General features: G+C 53.2%; 8 protein-coding genes. All 8 read right to left on the reverse strand.

Translation table 11 applies throughout. The features are described 5' to 3' along the window. Positions 1–11 precede the first annotated feature (11 nt). Positions 12–1,514 (reverse strand): AdeC/AdeK/OprM family multidrug efflux complex outer membrane factor, encoded by a 1,503-nt coding sequence (gene adeC, locus OEL57_RS03405; RefSeq protein ID WP_307726422.1) that lies wholly within the window; start codon positions 1,512–1,514, stop codon positions 12–14. A gap of 1 nt (position 1,515) precedes the next feature. Then, positions 1,516–4,683, reverse strand: a complete 3,168-nt coding sequence (locus tag OEL57_RS03410; RefSeq protein WP_300737093.1) for an efflux RND transporter permease subunit — start codon at positions 4,681–4,683, stop codon at positions 1,516–1,518. A 12-nt stretch (positions 4,684–4,695) separates the two neighbouring features. Beyond that, on the reverse strand, positions 4,696–5,895 hold the full coding sequence (locus OEL57_RS03415; protein ID WP_300737096.1) for an efflux RND transporter periplasmic adaptor subunit: 1,200 nt from the start codon (positions 5,893–5,895) through the stop codon (positions 4,696–4,698). A gap of 59 nt (positions 5,896–5,954) precedes the next feature. Further along, entirely contained in the window at positions 5,955–6,539 is a 585-nt protein-coding gene (locus tag OEL57_RS03420) for a TetR/AcrR family transcriptional regulator (protein WP_300737098.1), read from the reverse strand. A gap of 128 nt (positions 6,540–6,667) precedes the next feature. After that, a complete protein-coding gene (gene typA, locus OEL57_RS03425) occupies positions 6,668–8,470 on the reverse strand; it encodes a translational GTPase TypA (RefSeq protein ID WP_300737101.1) in 1,803 nt (600 codons plus the stop codon). A gap of 112 nt (positions 8,471–8,582) precedes the next feature. Next, on the reverse strand, positions 8,583–9,086 hold the full coding sequence (locus OEL57_RS03430; protein ID WP_300737103.1) for a hypothetical protein: 504 nt from the start codon (positions 9,084–9,086) through the stop codon (positions 8,583–8,585). Positions 9,087–9,114: 28 nt separating this feature from the next. After that, the gene (locus OEL57_RS03435) at positions 9,115–11,013 is read right to left on the reverse strand and encodes a sensor domain-containing diguanylate cyclase (RefSeq protein WP_300737104.1); all 1,899 of its coding nucleotides are present in this window, start codon (positions 11,011–11,013) and stop codon (positions 9,115–9,117) included. Positions 11,014–11,061: 48 nt separating this feature from the next. Then, positions 11,062–11,892 carry a PhnD/SsuA/transferrin family substrate-binding protein gene (locus OEL57_RS03440; protein ID WP_300737105.1) on the reverse strand — a complete coding sequence of 277 codons (831 nt, stop codon included), beginning with the start codon at positions 11,890–11,892 and terminating at the stop codon, positions 11,062–11,064. Between the last annotated feature and the right edge of the window lie 123 nt (positions 11,893–12,015).

Genomic DNA, 12,015 nt, shown 5'->3' on the forward strand with positions numbered 1-12,015 from the left:
AGCTGTTACCCTTACTTTGCTGCGCCGCCCCCCAGCACTTTATACGTGGTTGTCTGGTTATTCAAACGGGCCAGGCGAACCGTGATCAGATTCTGCTGGGCAGCATACAGGGCCCGCTGAGCGACAATCACATTCAAATAACTGTCGATCCCTTTATCATAACGGGCCTGGGACAGCTTATGGCTCTCTGACGTGGCGTCGGTGAGTGATTGCTGGGCAGCCAATTGATCATTAATGGTACCACGTTGGGCCAGGGCGTCAGCCACCTCGCGAAAGGCGGTTTGGATCGCCTTTTCATACTGGGCCACAGCAATGTCGCGATCCGCCTTGCTCACATCCAGACCAGCGAGATTACGACCGGTATCAAACAGCGGCACGCTGATCTGGGGCATAAAGTTCCAGGCCAGGGAGCCCGGTTGAAACAGACCGGTAAGATCAGCGCTGGCAGTACCAAAAGAGGCACTTAAGCCAATGCGGGGGAAAAAGGCGGCCCGGGCAGCACCGATATTGGCATTGGCACTTTTAAGTTTATGTTCAGCAGCCATAATATCAGGACGTTTCAGCAGTTGATCAGACGGCAAGCCCAATGGCAGCTCCTGCAATGCCGTTACCGCATCCAACTCCTTTGGTAACAGCTCCGCAGGCAGTGCCTTACCCACCAGCAGGGTCAGAACGTTTATGTCCTGAGCCACCAGCGTCGTATAGCGGGCAATATCCACCCGGGCCGTATCAACCGCGGTCTGGGCCTGATACAGATCAACTGCCGAGGTAATGCCGGCCTCATAGCGATGTTTGATAAGTTGATAGTATTCCTGCTGGCTCGTCAAGGTATCGCGGGCAATCTTCAACCGCTCCTGATCAGCCGCCAGGGTCAGCCAGGCATTGGCGGTTTCGGCAATCAGGCTGATCCGGGTACTTTTTTGCGCCTCTTCCGTTGCCAGATACTGTTCCAAGGCCTGATCTTTCAGGCTCTGCACCCGACCGAACAGGTCCAGCTCATAACTGCTGACCCCCAGCCCGATATTGTACTGCTCGCTGATGCGGGCCTGACCGCTTGCTGAGAGGTCGGCCGGAGTGCGCTGAATGGTGGCACCGGCAGTGCCGTTGATGGTCGGCAGGAGATCAGCCCGTTGAATCCGATACTGGGCGCGGGTCTTTTCAATGGTCAGGGCAGCCACCCGCAGATCGCGGTTGTTGACCAAGGCCAACTCAAGCACCTTTTGCAGGCGGGGTTCCACAAAAAACTCTTGCCAGGGCACCTCAGCCAGCGGTTTCTGGTCAGCTTTGGCTGTTTCAGCCTTGTAGGCCTCACCGCTGGGCCAGCTGGTTGCCACCGGCGCATCAGGCCGGGTATAGCTGGGGGCCATGGTGCAGCCGGAAAGCATCAACACCATGCTTGAAACACAGAGCAACGGAGCAACAGAGAAAGACGGAATCTTCTTGATTGCTTCTTTAACAGGGTGTTGCGCGTTGCGTCGTTGCGTCGTTGCGTGAGTGAATATATCGGTTCTCATATCAATGCCCCTCCGCAACAGCGGCAACAGCAGGTTCGCCATCATGCTTCTTGTACTTTTTGCGTCCGAACAGCCTCGAGATCATTACAAAGAAGAACGGAATGAAGATCAGGTCAATAAAGGTTGCTGAAAGCAGACCGCCGGTCACGGCGGTACCGATGGCGTTCTGGGCAGCCGCGCCAGCACCTTTGGTCAGTGCCAGCGGCAGGGTACCGAAGAAGAAGGCCAGCGATGTCATGATAACCGGGCGCAGCCGGATCTTGACCGCCGACAGGGTGGCGTCAACCAGTTCATGCCCCTGATGCATCTGCTCCTTAATGAACTGGATGATCAAAATAGCGTTCTTGGTGGAGAGACCAACCGTGGTGAGCAGGCCGATCTGCAGATAGACGTCATTGGGCAGTAACCGCAAGGTAACGGCAGTCACCGCACCAACCAGACCAAGCGGCAACATCAACAAGTTTACAAACGGGATGGTCCAGCTTTCATAGAGCGCCGCCACTGCCAGGAACACCACCAAGAGCGAGATGGCGTACAATGCAGGAGCCTGTGCACCAGCATTTTTCTCTTCATAGGAGAGGCCGGTCCATTCATAACCAACCCCCGGTGGCAGCTTGGCCGCCATCTGTTCCATCTCCTTCATCGCCTCACCGGTACTGACGCCGGGGCCAGCCTGCCCCATGATCTCTACCGATGGAATGCCGTTGTACCGTTCCAGGCGTGGCGAACCGTACTGCCAGCGGGCCGTTGCAAAAGCCGAGAACGGCACCATATCACCTTTGTTATTGCGGACATACCACTTGCCGATATCCTCCGGCACCATCCGGTACTTAGCATCAGCCTGGAGATAGACCTTTTTAACCCGGCCATTTTCAATAAAGTCGTTGACGTAGGAACTACCCCAGGCGGTAGCCAAGACCTCATTGATGCTGGCGAGTGAAACCCCCAACGCACCTGCCCGGACATCATCAATATCCAGCTTGAACTGGGGCGAGTCATCCTGTCCGTTAGGCCGTACCGCCATCAGCTTTTTATTTTTCATGGCCATGCCCAGCATCATATTACGGGCTTCCATCAGCTTTTCATGCCCTACACCACCACGATCCTGCAGCATAAAGTCAAAACCATTGGCCTGCCCCAGTTCCACCACCGCCGGTGGTGAAAAGGCAAAGGCCAGACCATCCTTGATCTTTGAAAAAGCCCCCATGGCTCGACCGGCAACGGCAGGCGCCTTCAGATCCTTGGTGGGCCGCAGCTTCCAGTCCTTCAGCTTGACAAAGGCCAGGCCCATATTCTGGCCACGACCGGCAAAGCTGAAACCGGCCACGGTAATAATGGCATCAACTGTCTTGTTTTCCCGCTCCATAAAATGCTGTTCAAGCTGTTCAATCACCTTCAGGGTCCGTTCCTGGGTGGCACCGGCAGGCAACTGCACCTGGCAGATAATGAAACCTTGGTCTTCATCCGGCAGAAAGGCCGTGGGCAGACGATGAAAAAGCATCACCATGGCGGCAACAATGCAACCATACACCACCAGATAACGGATCGGCTTATTGAATGAGCGTCCAACGATCCCTTCATATTTGTCTCTCGCCCAGTCAAACCGACGGTTAAACCCGCGAAAAAACCGGCAGAAGGGGCCACATTCACCCGGCACATGCCCCTTTTCCACCGGCTTAAGCAGTGTTGAACAGAGCGCCGGAGTAAGGATCAACGCCACCAGCACCGACAGGATCATGGCCGAGATGATGGTGATGGAAAACTGGCGATAGATCACGCCGGTAGAACCGCCAAAGAAGGCCATGGGCAGAAAAACCGCCGACAGCACGGTGGCGATACCCACCAGGGCGCTGGTGATCTGCCCCATGGATTTAATGGTGGCATCATGGGGCGAAAGCCCCTCTTCAGACATGATCCGCTCTACGTTCTCCACCACCACAATGGCATCATCCACCAACAGGCCAATCACGATGACCAAGGCAAACATGGTCAGGGTGTTAATCGAGAATCCGGCAACGGACAAGACCCCCATGGTACCCAGCAACACCACCGGGACGGCAATGGTGGGGATCAGGGTGGCGCGGATATTCTGCAGAAACAGAAACATGATGATAAAGACCAGGCAGACCGCTTCGATCAGGGTATGAACGACCTCTTCAATGGAGATCTTGACAAAGGGGGTTGTGTCATAGGGGTAGACCACCTGCACCCCGGCTGGGAAAAATTTGGACAGCTCAGCCATCTTTGATTTTACCCGGTTGGCGGTATCCAGGGCGTTGGCGCCAGCTGCCAGCCTGATCGCCATACCAGCCAGCGGTTTGCCTTTATAGCGGGCCACGATATCGTAGTTTTCCGTACCGATCTTACTAGTGGCCACATTCTTTAGCCGCACCGTAGAACCATCAGGGTTGGTACGCAGGATAACCGCATCAAACTGTTCAGCATTCTGCAGCAGTGTCCTTGCCGTAATGGTGGCATTCAACTGCTGTCCTACATTGGCAGGCGTGCCACCAAACTGACCGGCTGAGACCTGGGCGTTCTGTGCCTGCAAAGCGGTGATAACATCACTGCTGGTCAGGTTGTAGCTATTTAATTTTGCCGGGTCCAACCAGATCCGCATGGCATTCTGGGTCCCGAACTGCTGCAGTTCGCCCACCCCTTCCACCCGGCTGACAATATCCTGCAGGTTTGAGACCATGTAGTCGGTCAACTGGTGACGATCAATCGATCCATCTTCAGAGATCAGGCCGACGATCAAAAGGAAGTTTTTGGTGGATTTAACCACCTGAATGCCCTGCTTCTGTACCACCTGAGGTAACAGTGGTGTTGCCAGCTGCAGCTTGTTCTGCACCTGCACCTGGGCAATGTTCGGATCAGTACCGGCCTTAAAGGTCAGGTTGATCGATACCGCACCGGCAGAATCGCTGGTGGAGGACATGTAGATCAGGTTATCGATACCATTCAGCTTTTGTTCGATCACCTGGGTAACCGTATCCTGTACGGTCTGGGCCGATGCGCCTGGATAGACGGCGTTAATGGTAATCTGCGGCGGTGCGATTGGCGGATACTGGGAAACCGGCAGCGTCTTGATCGCCAACAAGCCGGCCAACATCACCAGAATGGCAATGACCCAGGCAAAAATCGGTCTATCTATAAAAAACCTGGCCATGGATAGGCTCCTTTATTTTTTAGCTGCTGCAGGTTGCGGTTGCTGACCAGGGGCTGCTGCCGGTTTTGCGCCAAACGGCACCGCTTTAACCGGTGTACCGGGGCGGGCCTTCTGCAGCCCTTCCAGAATAATCCGGTCACCCGGTTTCAAACCGCCGGATACCAGCCAGCTCTCGCCAACCGTGCGAACCACCTGAATCACCCGCGGCTCAACCTTTTCCTCAGCCCCCACCACCATCACCATGGCATCCCCTTTGGGGTTACGGGTCACACCACGTTGCGGCACCAGCATCGCCTGCTCGTTGACCCCCTCCTCCAGCACTGCCCGCACAAACATACCGGGCAACAGAGTCTGGTTCGGGTTCGGAAAGACGGCCCGCAGGGTGATAGAGCCGGTGCTCTGATCAACCGTTACCTCTGAAAATTTCAGGAAACCCGGCTGCGGGTAAGCAGAACCGTCCTCCAACAGCAGCTTGACCCTGGCCTGACTGCTTGCGCTGTCTTTTTTCATTACACCACTGGCCAGGCTCTGTTTCAGGCGGAGCAGCTCTGCGCTGGATTGCGTCACATCCACATACATACTGCTGAGCTGTTGGATGGTGGCAAGCGCCGCCGCCTGACTGGCGGTTACCAGGGCACCATCAGTAACGGTTGAACGACCGATCCGGCCGGAAATCGGGGCGATGATTCTAGTATAGGCCAGGTTGATCCGGGCAGTTTCAACGTTCGCTTTTGCCAAGGCAAGATCAGCCTCGGCCTGCTTCAGACTGGCCTGAGCATCATCGTTATCCTGCTGGCTGACCGCCTTGATCTTGACCAGATCCTGATAGCGTTCTGCCTTCAAACGGACCGAGCCCAAGGTTGCCTCTGCCCTGGCCTGGGATGCACGTGCGCTGGCCAGGGATGCCTCATAACTGGCCGGATCAATCTGGTACAGCACTTGGCCTGCCTTAACGTCGCTACCCTCAGTAAACAGACGTTTTTTGATAATACCACCCACCTGGGGACGAACCTCGGCAATCAGGTGCGGAGCGGTTCGACCGGACAGCTCAGTGGTCAACGCTACTCGCTGGGTCTGAACCGTGATTACGCCGACCTCCGGTGGCCCCGAAGGAGGCATGACAGCCTGTTTTTTACCGCAGGCCGTTGTTGTAAGTCCCACTGCTACCAACAGGGTGGCAGTCATCAGTCGTACATAGGTAGTTTGTTTCATTGCATGCACCTCACTGTTAGTCATACTTCAAATGAATAATTATTCATCGTTATGCGATATTAGCGTTTCAGAGAATCCCAGCAGGCCTCGGCGATCTGTTCTATCAGAGTCTCATCAAGCTGGATAAAACCAAGAATATGGTTTCGGGCTACCGATATAATCGGGCCAAAAGCAAGATCAAATAACAGCACATGCGGCAGATCTTTGATAACCTGCTGAGCCACCCCCTGCGTGAAGAGCTCACTATAGATACTGCAGCTACCACCTGACTCTGTCTGACCCAACATATGGTCACGCCGGAAAGCAACACCGTAGGGAGAATGATGAAACTGCTCCATATATTTGAATTCAAGTGGCGATGTGATGAAAAATTTCAGCACCCCTTTAACCAGATGCAGAAACCTTTCCCGAAACGGCATCTCCAAGGTGTAACCTTCCAACAGTGCTGTCGTTATCTTCTGCTCTAAAGTCAGATACAGCTCATTAATCAGGACGTCTTTGTTATCAAAGTAACGGTAAATAGTACCAGCCGCCACCCCGGCATGCTCAGCAATCGCCGCACAGGGCGCTCCGTGAAAGCCTTGCTTGGCAACCAACTCCAACGTTGCCTGAAGCAACAGTTCCCGCTTGTCATCTTTTGCCATGATACTCCCCAAACACAAAATGAATGATCATTCATTCACTACTCTCTGATTTAAGTCAAGTCAATACAAAAAAACGGCACTGCCGTACTTGGCAGTGCCGTGAAAAGACCACTATCACGAAACAGTAGCTACTTGTTTTTCTTCTTGCGCTGGTTCGGATCCAGTTCCTTCTTACGCAGACGGACCGAGGTGGGGGTTACCTCCACCAGTTCATCATCATCAATAAATTCAAGGGCCTGTTCCAGAGTCATGCTGCGGGGCGGCGTCAGCTTGATCGCATCATCCGAACCGGAGGCACGCACGTTGGTCAGTTTCTTGCCACGGCAGGAGTTCACCTCCAGGTCGTTATCACGGGCATGTTCACCAATGATCATACCACCGTAGACCTCAACACCGGCACCGATAAACAGGGTACCGCGCGGCTGCAGGGCATCCAGTGAATAGGCGGTGGTCTCACCATGCTCCATGGCGATCAGCACGCCGTTCTTGCGGCCCGGAATTTCGCCCTTGTATGGGGCATATTCGTGGAAGGTGTGGGTCATGACGGCGGTACCACGGGTATCGGTCAGCACCTCGCCCCGCAGACCGATCAGGCCGCGGGCAGGCACGATAAATTCCAGACGGACCATCTCACCCATCGGATGCATGGCCACCATCTCACCCTTACGGGGACCCATTTTCTCAATAATCGCCCCCTGGAATTCAGTGGCCACATCCACCACCAGATATTCCATCGGCTCCATCTTGACGCCGTCCTTTTCACGGACAATAACCTCTGGCTTGGAGACTGCCAGCTCAAATCCTTCACGGCGCATATTCTCGATCAGGATTGACAGGTGCAGCTCACCCCGGCCGGAGATCTTGAAGGTATCAGGAGAATCAGTATCTTCCACCCGCAGAGAAACGTTGGTACGCAGCTCCTTGGTCAGGCGCTCACGGATGTTGCGGGAGGTAACCCACTTTCCTTCACGACCGGCAAAGGGAGAGGTATTAACGATGAAGTTCATGGCCAGGGTCGGTTCATCAATGGAAACGTACGGCACGGCCACCGGGGTTTCAGCCGAGGCCAGGGTCTCACCAATGCTGATCTCTTCAAAACCGGCCACACTGACGATATCACCGGTGCCAGCCTCCTGAATTTCTACCTGTTTCAGGCCTTCATAGCCCAGCAGCTTGGTAATCCGGCTACGGGTAATGGCTCCGTCCTGCTTGATCATGGCCACGGTTTCGCCAGCTTTTACCTGACCATTAAAGATCCGCCCGGTGGCGATCCGACCGATGTACTCGTTATAGTCGATGTTGGCGATCAGCATCTGGAACGGAGCCTTGGCATCTCCCTTGGGAGGACGGACATTTGACTCAACCACGGCAAACAGCGGTTCCATGCTGTTGGACTCAACGCTTACATCCAGCTTGGCATAGCCCATCTTGGCGCTGGTGTAGACCACCGGAAAGTCAAGCTGCTCGTCATTGGCCTCCAGCTCACAGAACAGGTCAAAGACCATGTTCAGGACTTCATCAGGCCGTGAACCGGGACGGTCAATCTTGTTGATGATGACGATCGGCTTAAGGTTTAAGTCCAGTGACTTCTTCAGCACGAAACGGGTCTGTGGCATCGGGCCATCCAGGGCATCAACCAGCAGCAGCACTGAGTCAACCATCTTCAGAACCCGCTCAACTTCTCCGCCGAAGTCGGCGTGGCCGGGGGTATCCACGATGTTAATCTTGTACTGGCCATGGTGAATCGAGAGGTTTTTAGCCAGAATGGTAATGCCACGTTCTTTTTCAAGGTCGTTGCTGTCCATGACCCGCTCGGTGATGGCTTCATGTTCCCGGTAAACCCCGGCGTGCTTTAACATGGCGTCAACCAGGGTGGTTTTACCGTGGTCAACGTGGGCGATAATGGCGATATTACGGATACGTTCCTGCATGGGGGGTGTTCTCCTCGAACAAAAAAATAAACGGACGGGCATGAAGCCCGTCCGATGCAATACTGTTTATTACAGAATTTCAGTATTTTGGCAAGGGGTTTATGGTTACGATTTAGAGCGGGCGGTAGGCGTCATCTGTTTCTGACTTAAGCCTGAAAAAAACTTCCGCCTTTTCAGAATTGGCGGCGAATACGCGGTCACCCTTCTTGTGTTGCGAAACGATGAGGTACGACTTTCTACCAGCACCGCACTCGTAGGTGATTGCAACATCCTGGGCGGCCTTAAACCCGGCCTGTTCCAGGTTGTCAGGATAGAACTGGTTACTGGCAAAATATGACTCACAGTTTATTTTGGCATTACGTATATCTGACGCCGCAATACTGTTCGATCCCTTGACCTGATACGCATGATACTGGGGAATGGCAATGGCCGCCAAGATGCCAATCACCGGAATACTGCCGATCACCAGTACAATCACCAGGATAACGCCTATTGATGTTTTCTTGGCAGGCGTGCCAAGGCTGCCCCCGCCTGTCATCTGGGCAATACCACACTGTGGGCAGTACAGCGCGCCCTCTACGTCGGGAATTTCCTTACCACACTTAGTACAATACATATGATCCTTTCCAAACAAGCAAAGCAAGTTATATGCTTTCCGACCTCACGCATCCTCTGCCAGCCTGCTTAGCGGAATACATCAAAACATCAGCCCGCTGCACCAACTGCTCTACCGTATCACCCGTCTTGGAAACAGCAACCCCGAAGCTGGCGGTTACACAGCCAACCCCTTTCACCGTTGAGGTTTGCATATCCTCCAACAATACGTCTGCTAGAGAAGTGGCCGCTGAAAGACCCGTATGGGGCAACAGCAGCACAAACTCTTCCCCTCCCCAACGAGCCAGACAGTCAGAACTCCGCACCCGCTTCTGAATCAACACCACCAGAGATTGAAGCACTTGATCACCCATATCATGGCCGTAACGGTCATTGATCTGCTTGAAGTGATCAATATCCAGCATAACCAGACTAAACGTTTCACCATGACGTTCAGCCCGATACAGTTCCTTCAGTAGGGTTTCCTGTAAAAAGCGCCGGTTATATACGCCGGTTAACGGGTCAGTAATGGAGAGAAGTCGCAACTGTTCCTCAAGCAGCTTTTGTTCTGTAATATCCCGAAAGATGGTTACTGAACCAACCACCCGCACGCCCTTCAGCATCGGCTGACTGGCGACTTGCATCGTTAACAAGTTGCCACTCTTCGTGGCGAACTGCTCTTCACCTTCATACCTGCCCCTGGTCTGAATCACCCGGTAAATCGGGCATTCTTCCAGCGGAGTATGATGGCCGCCGTCATGACGATGAAACAGGTCATGGGCAATGGTACCCAACAATTCATCTTCCGTAAAACCCAGCAGCTCTGAAGCCCGTTGGTTGGCAAACGTAATTTTCCCTTTATCATCAATAACATACACGCCATCAGCAATATTTGAGGTAATCAGGGCCAGACGCTGCTCTTGCTCAAGCACGGTCTGCAGGCTGCTCAAAAACAGGTACAGTGCGGTTCCACCAAATAACGTCATGATGTTAAAAATCAGCAGGTTGGCCCGGTGGCTGCCAAAAAGGCTCTCAAGCTCTGGTGCCCGGACAAAGGTGAGCATGACTGCGCTCGTAACACCATCGGTGTCATGCAGCGGGATCAAGCTAACCTGATACGTATGTCCAGCATACCTGACCGAAACAGAATCCGGCTTTTCTGCGCCCAATACAGCAAGAAACTCCTGATTCCCTTTGAGTAACCTGCACAGCTCCTGGGATACAGGGGAAAGCGGAGGTGGGGAGTCTGCCAGTTCTCGCTGCGGATCTTCCACCAACCACTTCTGGCTGAATGGTGATGGGGCATAATGCTTCTTATGCTCATCAAACAACTTGGGTAACAGAACCTCACCCTTCAACAGCAGCAAGTAATCCTTGGCAGGATCAAGATCATGCAACCCTTTACGCACCGCTTCAAACGGTTGGGAAAGTTCGACACTCCCGAGGTGCTGACCTTGCCAAATAATTGGAAAAACATTACGGAACCCGATAATTACCCGCCCGGTTTCAAAACCGAAAATCGGTTTGCGGGTACGATTGGCCTCAACCACGGAAGGGCGGCTGGCAACCAGTGAATCTCCTGAGTTGTGGGGAGAGTGAAAACGGAGAAACGAACGATTATCAGGTGTATGAAAGTGCAGCTGTCGCACATCACGCTGGCGGAACTGCTCATACACGGGAGAAAGCCTTCTATACAGCCTGACCCGCTCAATATCCTGCCGGGACCGGTCATCTGTCAGGGCTGCCTGCAGAATTGACATCACTGCAGGTTGCATGATGTAGCTGTCAAAATAGGCCTGCATGGCAATGCGATGAGCAGTAGTAACCGCCTGCCACGCTACTTCCTGAGCGTGGGTCTGGCCAGCGAGCTGCAATTTTTTCTGCATCTGCCATTCATGATGCAGGTAGGCAGTACCGCAGATCCCAAAAAGCAGAGACAGTACGGACACAGCTAAAAAGGTTCGTTTATGCAGAATATACGCTGATTTCATTGTATATTACCGAGAGAACTGCATGTTCTGACGAATCAGATCGTAATGAGTGTCAACAACAGGTGCAAAACCGTGCCGCCCCAACATTAAGGCCGCGCGGTCCTCCGATGAGGCAGAAAGCAGGGCTCTACTGATCGCCTTGATCTGTTCCGGCGTCATCGTCGCGTTGTTTGCAACCAGCAAAAATCCGGGAAAAGCAGGAGTTTCCTCAATAATCCGCAAGGTAAGATTGGTGTATTTTTTTGCAACAGCAGCTTTAATGGTACCAACCTCGTAGTTCCCTTTAACAACTGCCAGAGCAACCTGATCCTGATTACCAAGATAGTCATGGTGCAGCGTTTCCAGTTTAACACCATGCTTGGCCAACAGGTAGCCTGCCGTCAGGTGACCACAGGTTGAAAGCGGTTGTGAAAAAGCTATTGAACGATGCACCTGCTTAACCGAGGTAGGTCCATCAAAGGCGGTTACCATGGCACAGGTATAGGTAGCCTTCCCGTCTGGCTCATTTATAGCCGCTACAGGCTCTGCCTGGGGATAACTGTTTTTCAGAATAACATAGGGCAACGGCCCCAAATGGACGATATCGATCTTGCCCTGTTTGAAAAGCCGTAGTATTTCTTCGTAGCTTTTTTCATACCTGATGGAAATGGGCGTTTTAAGCTGCTTTGACAAATAGGAAACCAGCGGGCGATTGGCATTGAGAACGGTTTCAGGCTGCTCAATCGGCAATGGCGTATAAACCAGCTCTCTAGCTACAGCATAACCTGATGAGAGTATCTGACCTGACACCAGGACAGCAGCAAACCAAGCCAGGCCACTCCATTTCAGCTTCACCATATAACAACTCCAAGTAAATTAGCAAATTACTAAACAGGACTTCTTATATCGTATTTGGCCGTCTGTCAACTACAGGCAGACATTTTATTACCACTAGAGCCTCTTGCAAAAGTGGCTCAGATG

This window comes from Trichlorobacter sp. (assembly GCF_030247655.1).
Taxonomy (GTDB): domain Bacteria; phylum Desulfobacterota; class Desulfuromonadia; order Geobacterales; family Pseudopelobacteraceae; genus Trichlorobacter.

Coding starts and splice junctions, on each gene's coding strand:
- adeC (WP_307726422.1), bottom strand. CDS start 1,514: ATGAGAACCGATATATTCACTCACGCAACGACGCAACGACGCAACGCG.
- OEL57_RS03410 (WP_300737093.1), bottom strand. CDS start 4,683: ATGGCCAGGTTTTTTATAGATAGACCGATTTTTGCCTGGGTCATTGCC.
- OEL57_RS03415 (WP_300737096.1), bottom strand. CDS start 5,895: ATGAAACAAACTACCTATGTACGACTGATGACTGCCACCCTGTTGGTA.
- OEL57_RS03420 (WP_300737098.1), bottom strand. CDS start 6,539: ATGGCAAAAGATGACAAGCGGGAACTGTTGCTTCAGGCAACGTTGGAG.
- typA (WP_300737101.1), bottom strand. CDS start 8,470: ATGCAGGAACGTATCCGTAATATCGCCATTATCGCCCACGTTGACCAC.
- OEL57_RS03430 (WP_300737103.1), bottom strand. CDS start 9,086: ATGTATTGTACTAAGTGTGGTAAGGAAATTCCCGACGTAGAGGGCGCG.
- OEL57_RS03440 (WP_300737105.1), bottom strand. CDS start 11,892: ATGGTGAAGCTGAAATGGAGTGGCCTGGCTTGGTTTGCTGCTGTCCTG.